The sequence below is a fragment of the Acetobacter estunensis genome (assembly GCF_019083805.1).
GTDB classification, from domain to species: Bacteria; Pseudomonadota; Alphaproteobacteria; order Acetobacterales; family Acetobacteraceae; genus Acetobacter; species Acetobacter estunensis_A.
This window is the reverse complement of record NZ_JAHRDV010000001.1, coordinates 191435-211606: the sequence shown is the minus strand read 5'-3', so window position 1 is coordinate 211606 and position 20172 is coordinate 191435. Positions and strand designations below refer to the sequence as shown.

Sequence of the window (20172 nt, the reverse complement as noted above, 5' to 3'; positions counted from 1 at the left end):
TGCGATGTCGCAACGACAAATCGGGCATACTGGCGCTGATGTGTCATAATCCGAGAACGTGTTCCTTGTGTCGTGCGACGGTAGGGGCTTCGCGTTGACAGAAAGAATGTCGAATCTATGATCCTTGCATTGATCTCAATCGATGTTGAAGGCCAATGCTGGGCGCTCTGAGCGATCTTGATCTGCGGCTGATCCGCGTTTTTCTGGCCATTGTGGACGCTGGTGGCATCTCCATGGCGCAAGGCACACTCAATGTTGGGCAATCCACAATCAGCACTCAGCTTGCCACGCTGGAAACACGGCTGGGATTCCGGTTGTGCGAGCGGGGGCGCAGCGGCTTTCGACTTACTGCCAAGGGGGAGCGGTTCGAGGCGCTGGCGCGGGATCTGATCGGTGCGGTGGAAGAGTTCGGGATGCAGGCCCGCAACATGGACCGCAAGCTGGTGGGCAATCTGCGCATCGGCATGATCGGGCACACGCCGTTCAGTGAAAACAGCCGCATCAGCCATGCCATCGCCCGTTTCCGCAAGCGCGATCAGGCTGTGCGGATGATCGTGACCGTGTGCTCACCCGGTGCGATGGAAGAGCAATTGATGAATGGCGAACTGGACATCGCCATCGGCTATTTCTGGAACCGGAGCGCCAATCTGCATTTCACGCCGCTGTTTTTGGAGCGGCAGGTGGCCTATTGCGGCAGTAAGCACCCACTGTTTGGGCGGGCAGACAGCGTGACAATGGACGAAGCGTGGGAGTGTGAGTGGGCCTGGCGCAGTTACCCATTGCCAGACTCATTGTTTTCCGCGCCTCCGCGTCACGTCACGGCGATTGCGGACAATATGGAGGCACTGGCGATGCTGGTGCTCTCAGGGCATCATCTTGCGTTCCTGCCTCAGCATTTCGCGCAGACCTATGTTCGGCAGGGATTGATGGCGCCTCTGGCACCTCGGCAGTTGCATTATGAAGTGACGTTTTCGGTGGTGACTCGTCAGAGGCGACATGTCAGCGAGATCGCGCGTGCCTTTCTGGATGATCTCGCCATGGTGCATCTAGAGACCCCACCTGTGGTTTCCGCCTGATACGTTGATCGGAATCGAACTGAACTTCCATACGTGCGGATTTTTCCCGATGTGTTGCTGTGGTGGAATGAATAAGAATGAGGGCGTTTCCCGACGCTCATCCGCTCACCTCTCATCTGGAGATACGGTGCTATGAACGAGACGAAACTTGCCGAACTGCGCAGGAAGTATGGTGGAGCGTCCGGTAGCCAGATCTTCGATCCCGAGTTCCGCGCCGTAGCGGAAGGGCAGTTCTCTGCTGGCCGCGGGCGCTCCAAGCCCTATTCCGGCGTGCAGACCTTTCTTGGGTTGCCTTATATGCCCAACGCTGCGTCCTCGCCGGACTTCGACGGGTTGGATGTGGCCGTGGTGGGTGTGCCGATGGATCTGGGCGTGACCAACCGTTCCGGTTCACGCTTCGGACCACGCGCTGTTCGCGATATCGAGCGGATCGGTCCGTACGAGCATGTGCTGCACCGCCAGCCTGCCGCGCTGTGCAAGGCGGCGGATATTGGCGATGTGCCATTCCGCAGCCGCTTCAGTCTGGAACAGTCCCATGAGGATATTCAGGCGTTCTATAAGCCGCTTGTGCAGGCGGGCGTCATTCCGCTGTCCGTCGGTGGCGATCATTCCATCAGCTATTCCATTCTCAGGGCTGTGGGCGCAGAGCGTCCGGTTGGCATGGTGCATTTCGATGCCCATTGCGACACGAGTGGAGATTACGAAGGCGCGAAATTCCATCATGGCGGCCCGTTCCGTCATGCCGTGCTGGAAGGTGTGCTGGATCCGGCGCGATGTGTGCAGATCGGCATACGCGGGTCTTCGGAATATCTATGGGAGTTTTCCAAAGATTCCGGCATGACCGTGATCCATGGCGAAGAGGTGCCGCATCTCGGGCCAAAGGCGATCATTGAGACGGTGCGTCGCGTGGTGGGCGAAGGGCCGGTCTATGTCACCTTCGATGTAGACTGTCTGGACCCCGCTTTCGCGCCCGGTACAGGCACGCCGGAAGTGGGCGGCCTCACCACCCGGGAGGCGCTGGAGCTTCTGCGCGGTCTGGATGGGCTGAACATTGTGGGTGGAGATGTGGTGGAAGTCGCACCGCAATACGACACCACAACGAACACAGCGCAGGCGGGCGCGCAGGTGCTGTTTGAACTCTTCAGCCTGGTTGCCGGACGTTTCCCGGCGGCCCGTAGGGATCACGCGCCCACTACGTGATTTTACGCAACGGTGGCAGCCGCTTCCGGTTGTAGGCTGGGTGCGGCCACCGCAGACAGGACATCTGAACCAGTGACGACAACACTCCAGCGCGCACGAGGACGGTTCGGGCTGGAGGTCAAGGCTGACGGCAGCCGTACGCGCATGGCCGATCTGGAGCAGAGAGGCTGCTGTCGCCTGCTGTTTCCGCGCATCACGGGCGCGGGCATGGAAGCCGCCACCGTCAACATTTCCGGCGGCATGGCGGCGGGGGATCGCATTGAAGGTCGTCTCATATGTGGTGAGGGGACGGACCTTCTGGTCACATCACAGGCAGCAGAGCGGATTTATCGCGCCCGCCCCGATGACGGGTCTTCGGAAGTTGAGGTTGCCTGTCGCATCGCGCCGGACGCGCGGCTGGAATGGCTGCCGCATGGTACCATCTTTTTCGATGGCAGCCAGTTGCACCGCCACATGACGGTGGAGATGGCGCCCTCTTCCTCATTCCTCTTTCTGGAAAGCCGCATTTTTGGTCGTACGGGTTCGGGTGAGCATCTCACGCGACTGTCGGTGCGTGACCGTCTTTCCGTGCGCAGAGATGGGCGGTTGATTCTTGAAGATACGCTCAAGCTGGAGAGTGATGATGTCACCGCGCTGCTGAAGCAGGCGGCGGTCGCGGGCGGTAATGTGGCCGTGGCGACGGTCGTGCTAATCGCGCCAGACGCCATGACGCTTCTTGATGCCGTACGCGCGCGACTTCGCGAACCGGAATGTGCCGGTTTCGCGGCCTCCGCCTGGAACGGGATGCTGGTGCTGCGCGGACTTGCGGCCGGTGGCTGGGCGTTGGACGTGGCGTTGCGTCATATTCTGCCGCTTTTGCGGGAAGGACGCGCCCCGCCTTCCACATGGCGGTCGTGAGGGTATAGGCACAATGAAACTGAGCGGAAGGGATTGTATCGGGTCATGAAGCTTACTCCCCGGGAAAAGGACAAGCTGCTTATCTCCATGGCGGCGATGGTGGCGCGTCGGAGACTGGAGCGCGGTGTCCGCCTGAACTACCCCGAAGCCGTGGCGCTCATCACCGATCATGTTGTGGAAGGTGCGCGTGACGGATTGAGCGTGGCGGAACTCATGGCCAGCGGTGGTCGTGTGCTGACACGCGAGCAGGTCATGGCCGGTGTGGCCGAGATGATTCACGATGTGCAGGTGGAAGCGACGTTTCCCGATGGCACAAAGCTGGTGACGGTGCATGACCCGATACGCTGATCCTCTTCCCGATGGCGCGGTGCCGGGGGAAATCCTCGTGGCAGAGGGCGATATCGCTCTCAACGAAGGCCAGCCACGCCGCACGTTGCGCGTGGTCAATTCGGGTGACCGGCCTGTGCAGGTGGGCAGCCACTATCATTTCGCCGAGGTGAATCCAGCGCTTCTGTTCGACCGTGAGCAGGCGCTGGGCTGGCGTCTGGATGTGCCCTCCGGTGGGGCCATTCGTTTCGAGCCGGGACAGGAACGTGAGGTCACGCTGGTGCCGTTCCGGGGCTTGCGGCGGGCGGTCGGCTTTCGGGGTGATGTCATGGGGAGTGTGGATAAATGACGCGGCTTTCCCGGCATGATTACGCAGGCCAGTTCGGCCCCACGACCGGAGATCGGGTGCGTCTGGCCGATACGGCGCTTCTGGTGGAGGTGGAGAAAGATTTCACCATTTATGGAGAAGAAGTGCGCTTTGGTGGCGGAAAGACCATCCGTGACGGCATGGGGCAATCGCAGGTCACGCGCGCGGATGGGGCGGCGGACACTGTCGTCACCAATGCGCTGATCATTGACCACTGGGGTATCGTCAAGGCGGACGTGGCGTTGCGGGACGGGCGGATCGCGGCCATTGGCAAGGCGGGCAATCCGGATATTCAGCCGGGTGTGGACATCATCATCGGGCCGGGCACGGAAATCATCGCGGGTGAGGGGAAGATCCTTACGGCGGGGGGTATCGACAGCCACATTCATTTCATCTGCCCTCAACAGATCGAGGAGGCGCTGGCTTCAGGCGTCACCACCATGCTGGGCGGCGGCACGGGGCCGGCCACCGGCACGGCGGCGACCACCTGCACGCCGGGCCCTTGGCATTTGGCGCGGATGTTGCAGGCAGTGGAGGCGTTTCCGGTCAATCTGGCGTTTGCGGGCAAGGGCAATGCTTCGCGCCCGGATGGGCTGGAGGAAATGGTGCGCGCGGGAGCGTGCTGCCTGAAACTGCATGAGGACTGGGGCTCGACCCCTGCGGCCATCGACAATTGTCTGAGCGTGGCGGATCGCATGGATGTGCAGGTGATGATCCACACCGACACGCTCAACGAGAGTGGCTTCGTGGAGGACACCATCGCCGCGTTCAAGGGGCGCACAATCCATGCGTTTCACACGGAGGGCGCGGGCGGTGGTCATGCGCCCGACATCATCCGTGTGGCGGGGCTACCGAACGTGCTGCCGTCCTCCACCAACCCGACGCGGCCCTATACGATCAACACGCTGGATGAGCATCTCGACATGCTCATGGTGTGTCATCATCTTGACCCACAGGTGCCTGAGGACATTGCGTTTGCGGAGAGCCGCATCCGGCGCGAGACCATCGCGGCGGAGGACATCTTTCACGACATGGGCGTGCTGTCGATGATGTCCTCAGACAGTCAGGCCATGGGGCGTGTGGGTGAGGTGCCGTTGCGAACGTGGCAGACGGCGCACAAGATGAAGCTTCAGCGCGGCGCGTTGCCGGGCGATGGCGCGGCGGATAACGCCCGCGTGAAACGCTACATCGCGAAATACACGATCAATCCGGCCATCTCGCATGGCCTGTCGCATGAGGTCGGTTCGATCGAAGTGGGCAAGCTTGCTGATCTTGTCTTGTGGGAACCCGCGTTTTTCGGTGTAAAGCCCGATCTGGTCATCAAGGGAGGGGCTATTGTCTATGCCATGATGGGCGATCCGAACGCCTCCATTCCGACGCCGCAGCCTGTGCATGGGCGCATGATGTTCGGGGGTTATGGCGGGGCGCTGACGCACACCAGTCTGACTTTTGTCTCACAGGCGGCACTTGAAGATGACATTGGGCAGAAGCTTGGGCTGAGAAAGCCTCTGTCGGCCGTGTCCAACGTGCGTGGCGGCATTGGCAAACGCAGCATGATCCACAACGACGCGATGCCGCATATCGAGGTCGATCCCGAGACGTACGAAGTCCGTGCGGACGGCGTGCTGCTGACCTGCGAACCTGCCGAAATCCTGCCCATGGCCCAGAGGTATTTCCTGTTTTGATGACCCGTGTGATCGAGATTCTACCAGCAGGAAGCTGGGATGTTGCGCAGGCGGTGGATGTGTTCGCCGCCGATTACGAAGGACGGCATCGTAGGCGCATGATGCTGGGTTTGCGTTCAGGCGAGAAGGTGCTGCTGGAGCTTGAACATGCGCGCCTGCTTCAGGCCGGTGACGGATTGAAGCTCGACGATGGACGCATCGTGCGGGTGGAAGCGTTGCCGGAAAAGCTGATGGAAGTGACGGCGCATGATCCGCTGCATCTGATGCGATTGGCATGGCATCTGGGAAACCGGCATCTTCCGGCGGCGATCTATGCGCATCGTATCCTCGTGCGGCAGGATCATGTGATCGCCGACATGATCCGTGGACTGGGTGGCCATGTGCATGAGGTCGAGGCGCCGTTCGATCCAGAAAGCGGGGCTTATACGGCGCGTGCGGCTTCCCACGATCACACTCATGGTGGAGAGCATTATCACCATCATGGGCACGGTCATTCGCATTCCCATGACTGACAGACATGGCGGGACCGGTTCGACGGACGGGGCGGATTTCCTGCGTCTTCTGTCATGGGTTTCTCCTGCTTTTCCCACAGGGGGGTATGCCTATAGCCATGGGCTGGAATGGGCGGTTGAGCAGGGCGATGTGCGCGATGTGGACACGCTGATTGCGTGGGTGAGTGCGCTGCTTCGGCATGGAAGTATCGGTAATGACCTGATTTTCCTGCGTGTGGCGTGGGAGGCGGCGCATGACATGACGGCGTTGCGTCCTATTGCCGATTTTGCCTGCGCCTGTGCGTCTTCGCGGGAACGCTATGAAGAGACGGTTTATCAGGGTGAGGCTTTTCTGAAGGCGTCGGATGTGTGGGACGTAGTCCCGACAAAAGCCGAACTTGCCGGTGTACGGTGGCCGTTGCCGGTCGTGCAGGGGCTCGTGTTTCGTCGTGGGGCGGTGGCGTGTAAGCAGGCGCTGCTGTCGGGTGGGTATGCCGCAGTGGCGGCCCTTGTTTCTGCCGCCGTGCGACTGGTGCCGCTGGGGCAGACGGATGGATTGCGCGCACTTGCGCGGTTGGAAGATGTGCTGCTGGAAGCGGCACAGGACGCGCTGACCCGGACATTGGAAGACGTGGGAAGCGCGTGCTTTTGTTCCGATCTCGCGGCCATGCATCATGAAACTCAGGAAACGAGGCTGTTCAGGACATGACAAAGGCAAAGCACGGTCCACTGCGTGTGGGTATTGGGGGACCAGTAGGCACCGGAAAGACGGCGCTGATGGATGCGCTGTGTCGCCGGTTCCGCGATGATTACAATATTGCGGCCATCACCAACGATATTTACACACGTGAGGACGCGGAGTTCCTCACACGCGCCGGGTCGCTGCCGCCCGAGCGCATCATGGGCATCGAGACGGGAGGATGTCCGCACACGGCGATCCGTGAGGATGCAAGCATCAACCTTGCGGGTATTGCGGAACTGACGGATCGGTTCGAGGGGCTGGATATCGTGCTGGTGGAGAGCGGCGGTGATAATCTTGCGGCCACTTTCAGCCCCGAACTTGCCGATCTAACCATTTATGTCATAGATGTTTCGGCAGGCGACAAAATCCCGCGCAAGGGTGGACCGGGGATTACGCGCAGCGATCTTCTGGTCATCAACAAGATCGATCTTGCGCCCTATGTCGGGGCCGATCTTGGCGTGATGGACCGTGACAGCCGCCGCATGCGTGGGGAGCGGCCCTTCGTGTTCTCCAACATCCGCGCAGGTGAGGGCGTGGAAGACATTGCCCAGTTCATCATTGAGCAAGGCGGGCTCTGAAACATTCGTTGGAGTGATGGGGTGTTTTCATCACGTCAGCGGAGAAATGTCCGTCTCTAAGTAATTTCACGCATCCCGCGATTACGATTCGTTTTCGTAATGTTTCTCCTGTCGCCAACTGGTGACTGCGGCCACGGGAGGATGTTCATGATTGCGCTTGCGTCGCGGTTCTCGATGAGCCGAAAAGAAAACCTGCTCAGGTGCGGAAGTATTCTGTCGATTTGTGCCGCGTTCAGCGCGTTGGCTCCCACAGAGTCACGCGCTGCTGTGACGGTCAATTTTGGCAAGGACCAGTTCTTCACACTGGGTGTCGGTGTGAGAGCCCAGTATCTCAGCAAGGATCCGGCCGCGACGCCGAGTAATTCGAGCGCTGCGAGCGCAAGCGATTTTCGTGTCTATATGGGTGCGCAGTTCCACAAATACGTCAAGGCGACGCTCAATCTCGAGCGGCTGCGCGATGGCAACTGGAACGTGCTCGACGGCATCCTTCAGGTCGAACCGTGGAAAGCTTTCAATGTCTGGGGCGGTCGGATGCTGACTCCGAGTGATCGCTCCAATCTCGACGGGCCATACTTTCTCAGCACCTATGCTTTTCCCATCGTGTCCCAGTATCCCGGCGCATGGTCCGGCCGTGACGATGGTCTTGCGGTGTGGGGCAAGCTGATGAAGGATCATTTTCGCTACGTTGCGGGTGTCTATCGGGGCCATAACTGGCAGCGCGATGCGTCCAACCGAGGCGAGCATCCTTTGTTTGCAGCCCGTCTGGAATACAATTTTCTCGATCCCGAACCGTCACCTGCCTATTACACGGCCAGCACCTATTACGGAAAAGCCGACATTCTTGCGATCGGTCTGGCCGGTCAGTACGAAACCGATGGCGTAGGTACGGCGCAGCAGAAGGGTGACTACAAAGCCTGGAACATCGACGGTCTGTTCGAGAAGAAAATCGGTCCTGACGCGCGCTACGGTGTCTATACTCTGGAAGGTGCGTATTACCAGTATTACACCGACGGCGTGAAAGACATCGCGGCGGGCCACGGGCAGCGTTCTCCCGATTATGGCAATGTCGGCGGCATTAACGACGGCACGGCGTTTCTGGCCAGTACGGCCTACCTGATCCCCTACAAGCTTGGCTGGGGGCGCATCCAGCCGCTGGTGCGTTATCAGCAGTTCCGTTTCAAGAAGGATATGTACGGGGCGGGGCATCCGAAAACCACACAGTTCGATGCCGGCGCGAACTATGTGATGGATGGTCACAATCTGCGCTTTACCTTCGATTACGTGCGCTACAAGCCGATGGGCACGCGGGCCTCGAACGCCTTTCTTCTGGGCATGCAGTTCCAGTACTGACGCCAACCGACCCGAGGACATCACTTGACAGGCGTGCTGATGCGGACAGCCGCCGGGAGACATTGGAATGTTGATCTTGAAGCCCCGGATCATGTGCGGACTGGTTTTTCTCACCTGCGGTGTCGCCGGAAGCGCGGCGCATGCGGTGGAACCTCCTCTCGACACTCTCGATTGCCGCCATCTGTTTGTCGAGGACGTGCGGTTATCCGATCAGTTGGACGTGGTAAAACGGAAAGAGGCGGCGGATGTGGCGGCCGGCACGGCTGAGGAAGATCAGGGATTTTACGTAAAGTTCGATCCCGTGCCGGGTGTCGGCATCATGAAGGGAATGACCCTCTCTCCAGCGGGCAAGCCCATCCGTCAGGATACCAACGAGATGGGACGCGACGCCCTGCAGGCGCGGTTGCTCTCGGTGCGCCATGTGGAGCAGAACAAGTTGTGCCCGGAAGTGGGCTCTCCTGCGGAGAAACGCACCACCATCCTCGACGATCAGGTGCGCGGGCAGTAATTACCTTTCTCCAAGCAGGCGCGAGGCCGTGGCCGCTGCTGCGGCCCGCGAGCTAAGACCGGTCTTGTTGTAGATTTGTTCGATGTGTTTATCGATCGTGCGCGGGCTGACGGTGAGGATGTCCGCGATGTCGCGGCTGGTCTTGCCCCGTGAGATCCACAGCAGCACTTCGGCTTCCCGCCCGCTCAGTCCCAGTCGCGCCTGAAGCAGTCGCTCCGGATGGAGGGAGTGACTGGCCAGACGCAGGAGCAGTTCGTCGTCATTAATGGCGCCGACAAAAGTGAGTGTCAGTTCGTCCTCGCTCGTGCTTTCGCGTAGCATTACCGAGCCGGGGGGCGGCAGGCTCGTTCCTCGCAGGAGGGCGGCAAGCGCTCCATCGGGGATTTTGTCCAAAAGCTGTGCGGCATGGGGCGTGGTCCACAGCATATCGCCCGCGCGGCTGACAGCGAGAAGAAAACGCCCCGCGCTGTCCAGAGCGCCATGGGCCGCACGGATGCGGGAGGCTGCTTCGATCCGCACGCCGATGCGCGCCAGAACTTCTTCCAGCCGCAGGGGTTTTGTGACGTAGTCCGCAGCCCCCAGCTCGAAAGCGCGGATCACGTGTTCGGTCTCGGTCAGGCCGGTCATGAAAATGATGGGCGTGTGGACCAGCCGTGTGTCGTGGCGCAGAGCCTCACACACGTCCCACCCTGTCATGCCGGGCATCAGCGCGTCCACCAGAACCAGATCGGGCACACATCGGGCCACAACTTCAAGCGCGGCCGGTCCCGACTGCGCGAGCAGCACGTCATAACCGCCATGGGTAAGATGTTCATCCATCAGGCCAAGAACAGCGGGGTCGTCATCAATGACAAGGACGGTCTTGCGAGTGGGAGCGTTTGTCATGGAAGGGGAGCCTCCAGATGGTGGCGCAGGGCTTCAAGTTGATAGGACGTGACCAGTTTCAGGAGCGGAGCAAGAGCCGGTTCCAGTTCCGGCCGGTTTTGCTGCATGGTCGCCAAGTGTTCGCGAAGCTGTTTGAGGTTGCCGCCATTCAGAGAGGAGAGAAGCGTCTTCCGTTCCGCAGCAGAAAGTTCGGCGGTGGATGGACTCACAGGTGTTGGGATGAGGGAAGGACTGACAGTCTCGGGAAAGACCCACTCCAACTTCAGTATACGCCCGATTTCTTCAATCAGAAGCGTCAGGTTCACCGGTTTTCCCAGAACCGGGCAGTCATCGAGCGAGGGCACATGTCGGTTTGCGCTTTCCACCAGATTTCCTGTGAGAAACATCAGCGGTAGATAAGCAAACGGTCCCTGTCGTATGCGCAAAGCAAGATCGCGCCCGTCCATGCCGGGCATTGAAAGATCGAGCAGCAGCAGGTCCGGCTGAACATGAGGTAGCGTGTCGAGACATGTTACGGCGTTTTCGGCTTCTTCGACGGTGAAGCTGCATCGTTCCAGAATCTCGCGCATGATCTGACGGTGCTGTCTGTCGTCGTCTACGACGAGGATTGTGCGATGTGGTCCCTCATATCCACAGGGAAAGGCGGGCAGACGCGGTAGGAGTTCCACCTGCCGGTCCGGCAGCATCAGCCTCACTCTAAAGCGAGAGCCTTGTCCGGGTGTGCTGGTAAATGTCAGTTCGCCGCCGAGGATTTCGGTGAGCAGTTTTGTAATGGTCAGTCCCAGTCCCGTTCCCGGCACGCTGGATGTGGCGGCGGCACGTTCGAACGGCTCGAAGATACGGTTGTGATCTTCCGGTGCGATCCCTGCACCAGTGTCCTCAATGACGAATTCGGCGATCTGTCCCTGCCAGCGTGCTGAGAAAGTCACGCTGCCGCGGGACGTGAACTTCACGGCATTGGAGAGCAGGTTGAGCAGGATCTGACGCAGGCGATGCTCGTCGCATGTGACGACGGCGGGCAGATGACCGGGTTTCCAGACGAAGCGTAGCCCTTTGGCCAATGCCTGCGGGCGGATCATCTGAGCGACGGATTCCAGAAAGATGGGCAGCGCTACGATGTCCGAATGCAGTTCGATCCGTCCCGCTTCGATGCGGGATATGTCGAGCAGACCGGAGAGAATGCTCGTGATGTGCTCACCACTTTCGCGCATGATGTCGAGAGCACGGTGTCGTTCGGACGGAACGCGCGGGTCGTGCTGGAGAAGCTGGATGTAGCCCATGATGGCATTCAGCGGAGAGCGGATTTCGTGGCTGATGCCGCTGATGTAGCGTGTCTTGGCAAGACTTGCGGCTTCAGCCTTCTCACGGGCGATTTTCAGCGCGCGGTCGGTGCGGCGGCGAGCGCGGATTTCGTTCATCAGTAGCCGGGTCTGGTGCAGCGTCTCGCGTGTGGCGGTCCGGCGCCCTTCCTGCGCCATCACCAGCAGCCACGCGCCCACCGCGCAGGCAAGGAACACTATCAGGAACAGACCGTTCCATGCGCGCCCCGTTTGCCATGACAGAACGGCCAGTACAACGGTGACACCCGTCATAATGAGCACAAAGCGGCCTCCGGGTGTGAGCAGAAGGCGGCGGATGCGTGTAGGCAATGCACGCAACGGCGTGGCGAGTTGAGACGCCATGCGCGTGGAAACGGGTTTGCAGCGATCCCGGCAGCGCCCGTCGAGAGAGCAGCACAGCGAGCAGATGGTGCCGCCATAGGCCGGGCATTCAGCCATGTCTTCGGCCTCGAAACTGTGTTCGCAGATTACGCATGCCATGGCGGGACGCGCATTCCATCCAGCGGGCTGCTGGCGGGCAAGATAGGTGCGTCCGCCTGTGATCCACGCAAGGATCGGGGCCGTCAAACAGGCCACTCCCAATGTCATGAAAGGCGCGAAGGCTGCGGTGTGTTCGCCAAGTGCGCCCCACAGTGCTGCAATGCCCAAGGTTGCGGCAAGCCCCCACGCGCCCAGTCCCACGATGTTGAGGTCTGGCAACAGGGCGCGTTTGAACTCCACGAAAGGGGGACTGAAGCCCAGCGGCTTGCAAAAGACGATGTCACCCAGAATGGCCCCGATCCATGCACAGGCCAGTACGGCATAGAGCGTCAGGCCCGTCTGGATCGTGCTGACCAGACCGGCTTCCATCAGTAAAAGTGCTATGGTGACATTGAAGATAACGTAGAACACACGTCCTGGATGCGTGTGTGTCAGGCGGGAAAAGAAGTTCGACCACGCTAAAGAGCCGGCATAGGCGTTGGTGATGTTGATCTTCACCTGTGCCAGCGCGACCAGCATGACGGTCAGAAAGGTTGCGACGGGTGTCGGTGCGAAGGTTCCCCACGCCAGCCAGTACATCAGTCCCGGTTGCACCGCCTGTGCCGGCGTGAATCCTGCGTTCAAGACCATCCACGCGAGAAAGGAGCCTGCCAGCAGCTTAAACGCATCGAACAGCACCCAGCCCGGGCCGCCAAGCACGAGGGCGGTCCACCATTGTCGTCGATTGGCCGCGGTGAGTGGAGGAAGAAAACGCAGAAAGTCGATCTGTTCCGCGCTCTGGCAGACCAGCACGACCATGACGGATGCGGCGCTTCCGATGGCGATGGGATCGATGTGCGGAAAAAGCGGCTCCAGACCCGGAAAATGCGTCCATGCAGGGAGAGCGTCCGGATGAAGGATCAGGAGCACGGCAAGGGGCACCAGATTGAGGAAGAGCCAGAGCGGCTGGGTCGCGATCTGGAAGCGGGCGATGAAGGTGATGCCCCACGTCACCAGCGGAATGATGATGGCGGCGCAGAGGAGATAGGCCAGCCAGAGCGGAACACCCAACAGAGCGTGGAGCGTGCCGGCCAATATGGCGGCTTCAAGTCCGAAGAAAATGAAAGTGAAGCTGGCGTAGAGCAGGGAGGTAATGGTTGAGCCGATATAGCCGAAACCCGTGCCCCGCGTAAGGAGGTCGATATCCAGTCCCGCGCGGGCTGCTGTGGCGGAGAGAGGAAGGCTCACGCAGAAAATGACGATGGTGACGAGAAGAATGGCCAGTGCCGTGTTGGTGAAACCGAAGGCGAGAGTCAGCGTGCCGCCCATCGCTTCGAGCGCCAGAAAAGAGATGGACCCCAGCGCGGTCAGGGCGGCCCGCATGGGGGTGACCGTACGGGCACGCCGTGCCGTGAAGCGCAGGGCGTAGTCTTCGAAGGTCTGGTCGGCGGCCCAGCGGCTGTAGGCCCGGCGGGTGCGCACGATGCGCAGACGGCTGGTGTCGGTCGGCAAGGTCACGTTTTCGGCTGTCCGGATGGCTGCAGACAGTATCGTAACCGAAAAGAACTCCGGCCCATACGCAGGATTGCGTATGGGAAGATGTTTTCTCTTCGGCCGAGAATAGGGGCAGCAGCAAAAGGACCGTTCATCATGCCCGTCACCCTGCCGAATCTTTCCCGTCGCGCGTTCGGACGTCTGGCTCTCGCTTCTTCGGTGGCGGCCGTGGGTGCCGCATGGAGCAGTGAGCGGTCCTACGCGGCGGCGCCCAAGGGCGAGCCGATTAAGGTGGGCATCCTGCATTCGCTTTCGGGCACGATGGCCATCAGCGAGACTACTCTTAAGGATGTCATGCTGATGCTGATTGCCGAGCAGAACCGCAAGGGCGGACTGCTCGGTCGTCCTCTGGAGGCAGTCGTGGTGGATCCAGCGTCCAACTGGCCGCTGTTTGCCGAGAAGGCGCGCCAGCTTCTCTCGGTGGACAAGGTGTCGGCTGTGTTCGGGTGCTGGACCAGCGTGTCGCGCAAATCGGTGCTGCCGGTGTTCGAGGAACTCAACGGCATTCTGTTCTATCCGGTGCAGTACGAAGCGCAGGAGTGCAGTCGCAATATCTTCTATACCGGTGCTGCTCCCAACCAGCAGGCTATTCCCGCCGTGGACTATCTTCTGAGCGAAGACGGCGGTGGCGCGAAACGGTTCGCGTTGGTGGGTACGGATTATGTCTATCCGCGCACGACCAACCAAATTCTCGCGAATTATCTCAAGTCAAAGGGGATCGCGGACGAGGACATTATGGTCAACTACACGCCGTTCGGACAGTCCGACTGGCAGACCATCGTGTCCCAGATCAAAGCTTTTGGCTCGGCGGGCAAGAAGACGGCGGTGGTCTCTACCATCAATGGCGATGCCAACGTGCCGTTTTACAAGGAACTCGGCAATCAGGGCATTTCCTCCACCGACATTCCGGTGATGGCCTTCAGCGTGGGTGAGGAAGAGCTGGCGGGCATGGACACCAAACCGCTGGTGGGTCAGCTCGCGGCGTGGAATTATTTCGAGAGCATCGATACGCCCGCGAACAAGGCGTTCATCAAACAGTGGCATGAGTTCACGAAAAATCCCAAGCGCACCACCAACGATCCGATGGAAGCGCATTATATCGGCTTCAACATGTGGGTTCAGGCTGTCACCAAGGCCGGCACGACCGACCATGACAAGGTGATCGACACCATGATCGGCATCCGTCAGCCCAATCTGACGGGTGGCGTGGCCGAGATGCTGCCCGACCATCATCTGACGAAGCCTGTCTATATCGGTGAGATTCAGGATGATGAACAGTTCTCGGTGGTGTGGAAGACGCCCTCGCTCGTGCCGGGGCAGGCGTGGTCGCCATGGGTGCCGGAAACCAAGGATCTGATCGGAGACTGGAGCCAGCCGATTGCGTGCGGCAACTACAACACCGTGACAAAGACCTGCATTGGCAAGAAGCATGCGTAAGGCCGGATGGCTTTCCGGTGTGATGGCGGCTCTCGTAATGGGAGCCGCCATCGTTTTCTCGCCTCTTGCGCGCGCAGATGAGTTCGATGCGCTTGCCAGCGGGCATTTCGAAGATGTGGCCGGGGCCATCGCCACGCTTGCCGCTTCCGGCAACCCGCAAGCGGCAGCGGTTCTGCATGCGCTGGAAGGACACCAGCTTTTTGCGTCCTCTCAGGGTGGTCTGTTCATCCGTCAGGGCGAGAATTATGTGGAGGCCCGCACAGGCCAGCCTGCCAGCGCGACACCACCTGACCTGCATCCCGTGCGGCTAAACAATCGTGTGCGTAAGGCACTGGCCGGTGCGCAGGCGGAGATGGAGTTGGTTGCGCCGCAGCGGGATGTGCGCCTGAAGGCCGCCACCGCGTTGTATGGACGGCACGATCCGGCTCTGCTTCCAGCGATCGATCATGCGTTGTCGGTGGAAAAGGATTCCGGCGTGCGTGTGAAGCTTGAGGAAGCGCGTGCGGCGACAATTCTTGGGCAGCCCGCAGGGGAGGATGCTCAGGGCCAGCGTCTGGAGGCGGTGCATACACTGGCCGGCGTGGGCGGATTGGAGGCGCGGAGCATTCTGGCTTCGGTCGCAGCATCATCCGTGGAAGCGCCGGATGTGCGCAAGGCGGCATCCGAAGGGGTATCCGCCATTGATTGGCATCTGCGTATGTGGAGCGTGTTCCAGAATGCGTTCTATGGTCTGAGTTATGGCTCCGTTCTGTTGCTGGCAGCCACGGGTCTGGCCATCACTTTCGGTGTGATGGGCGTGATCAATATGGCCCATGGCGAGATGATGATGATCGGGGCCTATACGACGTGGATGGTTCAGCAGGGTATTCGCGCAACGGCGCCCATGTTGGAGCCTGTGGCCATTCTTCTCGCCATTCCAGTGGCTTTTCTCGTGTGTGGCACGATTGGTGTAGTGATCGAGCGGGGACTGATCCGCTTTCTCTATGGTCGCCCGCTGGAAACCTTGCTGGCGACCTGGGGGCTTTCCCTCATTCTGCAGCAGGCCGTGCGCTCCATTTTCGGGCCAACCAATCTTGCGGTCGAGACACCCTCATGGCTATCGGGGTCGTTCGCGCTGGGAGGCATGGACATCACGCTCAATCGGCTTGCGATCTTCATTTTTTCCGGATTGGTGCTGGGCGGCCTCATGCTGGTGCTGCGCCGGACGCCGCTGGGTCTCCAGATGCGGGCGGTGACGCAGAACCGGCGCATGGCCGCGCTCATGGGCATCCGCACACCTCGGGTCGATGCGCTGGCTTTCGGATTGGGTGCGGGATTAGCTGGACTTGCCGGCGTGGCGGTTAGCCAGATCGACAATGTCAGCCCCAATCTTGGACAGTCTTACATCATCGACAGTTTCATGGTGGTGGTGTTCGGTGGCGTGGGTAACCTGTGGGGCACGCTGGCGGCGGCTATGGCGCTTGGTATGGGCGGCAAGATTCTGGAGCCGACTATTGGGGCCGTATCGGCCAAGATCGCCATTCTCGTGCTGGTCATTCTCTACATCCAGCGTCATCCGCGCGGCATGTTTCCCGTGCGCGGACGGGGAGTTGAATCATGAGCCTGCTCTCGAAGCCGGGCGCGCGGTCTTTTCCGGGCGCGGTCCGTATGGCGGCTGTGGTCGTGGTGGTGGCAATAGTGCTGGCAGGTGCGAGTATGCTGCCCGAAAGCAGCCCGCTGCATGTCTCGGCCTTTGTTGTGTCGCTGGCGGGGAAATATTTGGCCTATGCCATGCTGGCGCTTTCCGTCGATCTGGTGTGGGGGTTTGCAGGTATCCTGACGCTTGGTCATGCCGCCTTCTTCGCGCTGGGTGGTTACGCGATGGGCATGTATCTCATGCGTGAGATCGGCGCGCGGGGTGTGTATGGCAATTCGAACCTGCCAGATTTCATGATCTTCCTCTCATGGAAAAGCCTGCCGTGGTACTGGTGGGGCACGGATCATTTCGCATGGGCGATGCTGCTGGTTCTGGTGATTCCGGCCGCACTGGCGGGAGTGTTTGGTTGGCTGGCGTTCCGTTCGCGTGTGTCGGGAGTGTATCTCTCGATCATCACGCAGGCGCTGACTTATGCGCTAATGCTTGGATTTTTTCAGAACGGGCTCGGTTTTGGCGGTAACAACGGTCTGACGGATTTCAAGGACATTCTGGGTGCCGATTTGCATGCCCCCACGACCCGTGCGGTGTTGCTGGTCGTCACGGGCGTGATGCTGGCGCTGGCGCTTCTGGTCTCGCGCTTTGTGGTGGGAGGGCGTTTTGGTAATCTGCTGGTGGCGGTAAGGGATGCTGAAAGCCGCACGCGCTTTCTGGGCTATCGCCCCGATCAGGTGAAACTTCTGGTGTGGGTGTTTTCCGCCATGATCGCGGCGGTCGGCGGTGCGCTTTATGTCACGCAGGTCGGCATCATCAATCCGGGTGAATTTGCACCTGCCAATTCGATTGAATCTGTGATCTGGGTGGCCGTCGGCGGTCGTGGCACGCTTGCGGGCGCGGTGCTGGGCGCGGTGCTGGTCAATCTGGGCAAGACACTGTTCACGGCATGGCTGCCGGAGTTCTGGCTTTATGGCCTTGGGCTGCTGTTCCTCGTGACGACACTGTTCCTCCCGAACGGGCTGATGGGATTGTGGCGTCCCATGAAAAAGGCTGCACCGGAAGAGGTGACGCCGGAAGTGTCGGACACGCAGGGAGACGAGGCATGACGGACTCTCTTCTTCTGGACGTGCGCGATGTCAGCGTCACCTTCGATGGGTTCCGTGCCATCAACAATCTGAGCCTGGCGCTGAAACCGGGGGAAATGCGGGCCATTGTGGGGCCGAACGGCGCGGGCAAGACGACGATGATGGACATCATCACGGGCAAGACGCGCCCGGACACTGGCATCGTGCGTTTCAAGGGACGCGATCTGACAAAGCTGGATGAGCCGACCATTGCCCGTCTGGGTATTGGACGGAAGTTCCAGAAACCGACCGTGTTCGAGGCGCTGACGGTGACGGAAAACCTGATGCTGTCTCTCAAGGGCATCCGTTCTCCGTTCTCTGTTCTCATGGCGCGACCGACGGCAAGGGAGCGTGAAAGGATCGCGCATCTTTTGAAACTGACGCGGCTTGAAAAATACGCCGACCGTCAGGCTGGCGGCATGAGCCACGGCCAGAAACAGTGGCTGGAAATCGGCATGCTGATGGGGCAGGAGCCTGATCTGTTGCTGGTGGATGAGCCGGTGGCGGGGATGACGGATGCCGAGACGATGGCGACGGCGGATCTGCTGCGCGAGATCAACCGCACGCGAAGCGTGGTGGTGGTTGAGCATGACATGGATTTCGTGCGGGCGCTTGGCGTCACAGTGACGGTGCTGCACGAAGGTTCCGTTCTGGCGGAAGGCCCGCTGGATGAGGTGAGCGCCGATCCGCGCGTGATCGAGGTCTATCTTGGCCGCTAAGTGCCGTGCCGGGATTACGAAAGGAGACGGCTCTCATGCTCAGAGTTGAGGACGTTCATCTGCATTATGGTGCGGCGATTGCTCTGCGCGGTGTCTCGCTGGAGGCACGTGAAGGGGCCGTGACCTGCATTCTCGGACGCAATGGCGTGGGCAAGACCAGCCTGATACGGGCGGTGACGGGCATGCACGCTGTCAGTTCTGGGCGCATCGAGTGGGAAGGCGAAGATATTACAAAACTGGCGGCGTATGACCGCGCAAGCCGGGGCATTGCGACAGTGCCGCAGGGACGCGACATCTTTCCGCTTCTCACTGTGCGCGAAAATCTCGAAACCGGCTTTGGTCTGCTGTCGCGGGGGCAGCGCAAGGTGCCGGATGAGATTTTCGACCTTTTTCCCGTGTTGGCAAAAATGCTCGATCGTAGGGGCGGGGACCTCTCGGGGGGGCAGCAGCAGCAGCTTGCGATTGCTCGCGCTCTCGTGATCCGCCCAAGGCTGCTGGTTCTGGATGAACCGACAGAAGGCATCCAGCCGAGCATCATCAAGGATATAGGCACGATCATTGGCATGCTGCGCGATCGGGGCGATATGGCGATTGTGCTGGTGGAGCAGTATTTCGATTTTGCGTTCGAGTTGGCCGATACGGTGGCGGTTCTGGACCGTGGCAAAGTCGTGCTCAGCGGGCAGGTGGCGGAACTGGTAGCTGAAGAAGTACGCTCGCACATTGCTATCTGATGGTGCTGTGACGTCTCTTTAGGAGTTTTCTTGCCTTCTGGATGGTTTTTTCCATCCGGTCAGAGAAACGTAGCTCCATATCAGCAGGAATGTCGCCAGAATACCTGTGCCCAGAATCTGGAAATGATCGCTCAGAAAATCCGTCAGGCCGGTCAAGGGAAGGGGTAGATTCATGACACGGTTCACAAGAGGGATGCTCTCAATGATGGCGACGCCAAAAGCCGTTGCAGCGGATACAGAGGCAATCGCCAGAAGATAGTGTTTGCGGCGCTGAGAGGAAGGCGCGCTCCATCTCCACGCTTCCACCATCAGCACGGTATCGAGACTGTCCACCAGCATCATTCCGGCTGTGAACAGGAGGGGAAAGAGCAAAATCGTTGCGGGTGGCAGATCGGTTCGCGCCTGTGTGGTCGTCAGCCCAAGCAGACCGACTTCTGTAGCGGTGTCGAAGCCCAGTCCGAAGAGAAACCCCAGTGGGAACATCTGCCATTCCTTGCCGATAATCTTCATCAGGGGACGCAGAAGCCATGAAACAGGCCCGAAAGGCTGGGTTTGGGCGGAGGTGCTGGGCGCGCGGATCAGGGATCGCACAAGTGCTGCGTTGAGTATGCCCATGAGGAGAAGGAAGGAAACGGAGACGGAGGTTCCGATCAGATTTCCGGTCAGGTGCCAACGTTCCAGCCAGTCCGATACGGGCAACAGGATGAGCGCACAGGTGGCAAGAATGACGACGCTTGAGTGACCGAGTGAGAAAAACAGTCCTGTGCTATAGGGCTTTCGTCCCTGTGCCATGAGTTTGCGCGTGACGGTGTCGATGGCAGCGATATGATCCGCGTCCATTGCGTGACGCAGTCCAAAGGTCCATGCGAGAAATGCTGGAGCCAGCATCGCAGGATGTGTGGCACTCACGAGAAGGGCTACAGCCCAGCATGTGAGATTGACCAGAACGAGGCCGCCCATCAGGCGGAAGACAGGGTTCTGGTACATGCAAAGAGAGTCCGCTTTCTTCAACATCAGTTATCAGCAGGCGATGTTGGATAGCTCGCCCATATTTCGACAATGGATGCAGGGG

The 20172-nt window shown here is 60.0% G+C and carries 19 protein-coding genes; 16 read left to right on the top strand and 3 right to left on the bottom strand.

Annotation, left to right across the window (positions count from 1 at the left end; all coding sequences use genetic code 11):
* Positions 1–155 precede the first annotated feature (155 nt).
* The 11 genes from KUA11_RS01135 (at position 156) to KUA11_RS01080 (ending at position 9221) form a co-directional block, all read left to right on the top strand.
* On the top strand, positions 156–1076 hold the full coding sequence (locus KUA11_RS01135; RefSeq protein ID WP_217408832.1) for a LysR family transcriptional regulator: 921 nt from the start codon (positions 156–158) through the stop codon (positions 1074–1076).
* Positions 1077–1208: 132 nt separating this feature from the next.
* Positions 1209–2276 (top strand): agmatinase, encoded by a 1068-nt coding sequence (gene speB / locus KUA11_RS01130; RefSeq protein WP_217408831.1) that lies wholly within the window; start codon positions 1209–1211, stop codon positions 2274–2276.
* 72 nt (positions 2277–2348) lie between these two features.
* Positions 2349–3173: an urease accessory protein UreD gene (locus tag KUA11_RS01125; protein WP_368040901.1), complete on the top strand. Its 825-nt coding sequence runs from the start codon at positions 2349–2351 to the stop codon at positions 3171–3173.
* 45 nt (positions 3174–3218) lie between these two features.
* Entirely contained in the window at positions 3219–3521 is a 303-nt protein-coding gene (locus KUA11_RS01120; protein ID WP_166313397.1) for an urease subunit gamma, read from the top strand.
* Positions 3505–3849 carry an urease subunit beta gene (locus KUA11_RS01115; RefSeq protein ID WP_217408830.1) on the top strand — a complete coding sequence of 115 codons (345 nt, stop codon included), beginning with the start codon at positions 3505–3507 and terminating at the stop codon, positions 3847–3849. The genes KUA11_RS01120 and KUA11_RS01115 overlap by 17 nt, the downstream gene beginning before the upstream one ends.
* Positions 3846–5552: an urease subunit alpha gene (gene ureC, locus KUA11_RS01110; protein ID WP_217408829.1), complete on the top strand. Its 1707-nt coding sequence runs from the start codon at positions 3846–3848 to the stop codon at positions 5550–5552. Before KUA11_RS01115 ends, ureC begins: the two co-directional genes overlap by 4 nt.
* Positions 5552–6064 (top strand): urease accessory protein UreE, encoded by a 513-nt coding sequence (locus KUA11_RS01105; RefSeq protein ID WP_217408828.1) that lies wholly within the window; start codon positions 5552–5554, stop codon positions 6062–6064. Before ureC ends, KUA11_RS01105 begins: the two co-directional genes overlap by 1 nt.
* Complete coding sequence (locus KUA11_RS01100) at positions 6057–6752, top strand: urease accessory protein UreF (RefSeq protein WP_217408889.1); 696 nt, start codon at positions 6057–6059, stop codon at positions 6750–6752. The genes KUA11_RS01105 and KUA11_RS01100 overlap by 8 nt, the downstream gene beginning before the upstream one ends.
* Positions 6749–7363, top strand: coding sequence for an urease accessory protein UreG (gene ureG, locus KUA11_RS01095; RefSeq protein ID WP_217408827.1), 615 nt, complete (start codon positions 6749–6751; stop codon positions 7361–7363). The genes KUA11_RS01100 and ureG overlap by 4 nt, the downstream gene beginning before the upstream one ends.
* Before the next feature lie 147 nt (positions 7364–7510).
* Positions 7511–8713 carry a porin gene (locus KUA11_RS01085; RefSeq protein WP_254454593.1) on the top strand — a complete coding sequence of 401 codons (1203 nt, stop codon included), beginning with the start codon at positions 7511–7513 and terminating at the stop codon, positions 8711–8713.
* Positions 8714–8780: 67 nt separating this feature from the next.
* On the top strand, positions 8781–9221 hold the full coding sequence (locus KUA11_RS01080) for a hypothetical protein (protein WP_254454592.1): 441 nt from the start codon (positions 8781–8783) through the stop codon (positions 9219–9221).
* Here the strand turns inward: KUA11_RS01080 and KUA11_RS01075 are convergent, their stop codons facing one another.
* Together KUA11_RS01075 and KUA11_RS01070 are read right to left on the bottom strand one after the other, a co-directional pair.
* Positions 9222–10106, bottom strand: a complete 885-nt coding sequence (locus tag KUA11_RS01075) for a response regulator transcription factor (RefSeq protein WP_217408826.1) — start codon at positions 10104–10106, stop codon at positions 9222–9224.
* Complete coding sequence (locus KUA11_RS01070) at positions 10103–13417, bottom strand: hybrid sensor histidine kinase/response regulator (RefSeq protein WP_217408886.1); 3315 nt, start codon at positions 13415–13417, stop codon at positions 10103–10105. The genes KUA11_RS01075 and KUA11_RS01070 overlap by 4 nt, the downstream gene beginning before the upstream one ends.
* A 138-nt stretch (positions 13418–13555) precedes the next feature.
* Between KUA11_RS01070 and urtA the strand changes: the two genes are divergently transcribed.
* The 5 genes from urtA to urtE are packed head-to-tail and all read left to right on the top strand — an operon-like array spanning position 13556 to position 19100.
* Complete coding sequence (urtA, locus tag KUA11_RS01065) at positions 13556–14896, top strand: urea ABC transporter substrate-binding protein (protein WP_217408825.1); 1341 nt, start codon at positions 13556–13558, stop codon at positions 14894–14896.
* A gap of 22 nt (positions 14897–14918) precedes the next feature.
* Positions 14919–16496 carry an urea ABC transporter permease subunit UrtB gene (gene urtB / locus KUA11_RS01060; RefSeq protein WP_408744131.1) on the top strand — a complete coding sequence of 526 codons (1578 nt, stop codon included), beginning with the start codon at positions 14919–14921 and terminating at the stop codon, positions 16494–16496.
* Positions 16493–17632 (top strand): urea ABC transporter permease subunit UrtC, encoded by a 1140-nt coding sequence (urtC, locus tag KUA11_RS01055; protein ID WP_217408823.1) that lies wholly within the window; start codon positions 16493–16495, stop codon positions 17630–17632. The genes urtB and urtC overlap by 4 nt, the downstream gene beginning before the upstream one ends.
* The gene (gene urtD, locus KUA11_RS01050) at positions 17629–18369 is read left to right on the top strand and encodes an urea ABC transporter ATP-binding protein UrtD (RefSeq protein WP_217408822.1); all 741 of its coding nucleotides are present in this window, start codon (positions 17629–17631) and stop codon (positions 18367–18369) included. Before urtC ends, urtD begins: the two co-directional genes overlap by 4 nt.
* 35 nt (positions 18370–18404) lie before the next feature.
* A complete protein-coding gene (urtE, locus tag KUA11_RS01045; protein ID WP_217408821.1) occupies positions 18405–19100 on the top strand; it encodes an urea ABC transporter ATP-binding subunit UrtE in 696 nt (231 codons plus the stop codon).
* 18 nt (positions 19101–19118) lie between these two features.
* Here urtE and KUA11_RS01040 read toward each other — a convergent pair whose 3' ends face one another.
* Positions 19119–20087 (bottom strand): HoxN/HupN/NixA family nickel/cobalt transporter, encoded by a 969-nt coding sequence (locus KUA11_RS01040; RefSeq protein ID WP_217408820.1) that lies wholly within the window; start codon positions 20085–20087, stop codon positions 19119–19121.
* Positions 20088–20172 lie beyond the last annotated feature (85 nt).

What these genes read in the sequence shown, in the direction of transcription:
- KUA11_RS01105 (WP_217408828.1), top strand. Translation starts at nt 5,552, where the DNA reads ATGACCCGTGTGATCGAGATTCTACCAGCAGGAAGCTGGGATGTTGCG.
- KUA11_RS01100 (WP_217408889.1), top strand. Translation starts at nt 6,057, where the DNA reads ATGACTGACAGACATGGCGGGACCGGTTCGACGGACGGGGCGGATTTC.
- KUA11_RS01115 (WP_217408830.1), top strand. Translation starts at nt 3,505, where the DNA reads ATGACCCGATACGCTGATCCTCTTCCCGATGGCGCGGTGCCGGGGGAA.
- KUA11_RS01120 (WP_166313397.1), top strand. Translation starts at nt 3,219, where the DNA reads ATGAAGCTTACTCCCCGGGAAAAGGACAAGCTGCTTATCTCCATGGCG.
- KUA11_RS01085 (WP_254454593.1), top strand. Translation starts at nt 7,511, where the DNA reads ATGATTGCGCTTGCGTCGCGGTTCTCGATGAGCCGAAAAGAAAACCTG.
- KUA11_RS01080 (WP_254454592.1), top strand. Translation starts at nt 8,781, where the DNA reads ATGTTGATCTTGAAGCCCCGGATCATGTGCGGACTGGTTTTTCTCACC.
- ureC (WP_217408829.1), top strand. Translation starts at nt 3,846, where the DNA reads ATGACGCGGCTTTCCCGGCATGATTACGCAGGCCAGTTCGGCCCCACG.
- KUA11_RS01075 (WP_217408826.1), bottom strand. Translation starts at nt 10,106, where the DNA reads ATGACAAACGCTCCCACTCGCAAGACCGTCCTTGTCATTGATGACGAC.
- ureG (WP_217408827.1), top strand. Translation starts at nt 6,749, where the DNA reads ATGACAAAGGCAAAGCACGGTCCACTGCGTGTGGGTATTGGGGGACCA.
- KUA11_RS01135 (WP_217408832.1), top strand. Translation starts at nt 156, where the DNA reads ATGCTGGGCGCTCTGAGCGATCTTGATCTGCGGCTGATCCGCGTTTTT.
- urtA (WP_217408825.1), top strand. Translation starts at nt 13,556, where the DNA reads ATGCCCGTCACCCTGCCGAATCTTTCCCGTCGCGCGTTCGGACGTCTG.
- urtD (WP_217408822.1), top strand. Translation starts at nt 17,629, where the DNA reads ATGACGGACTCTCTTCTTCTGGACGTGCGCGATGTCAGCGTCACCTTC.
- KUA11_RS01040 (WP_217408820.1), bottom strand. Translation starts at nt 20,087, where the DNA reads ATGTACCAGAACCCTGTCTTCCGCCTGATGGGCGGCCTCGTTCTGGTC.
- urtC (WP_217408823.1), top strand. Translation starts at nt 16,493, where the DNA reads ATGAGCCTGCTCTCGAAGCCGGGCGCGCGGTCTTTTCCGGGCGCGGTC.
- urtB (WP_408744131.1), top strand. Translation starts at nt 14,919, where the DNA reads ATGGCGGCTCTCGTAATGGGAGCCGCCATCGTTTTCTCGCCTCTTGCG.
- urtE (WP_217408821.1), top strand. Translation starts at nt 18,405, where the DNA reads ATGCTCAGAGTTGAGGACGTTCATCTGCATTATGGTGCGGCGATTGCT.
- speB (WP_217408831.1), top strand. Translation starts at nt 1,209, where the DNA reads ATGAACGAGACGAAACTTGCCGAACTGCGCAGGAAGTATGGTGGAGCG.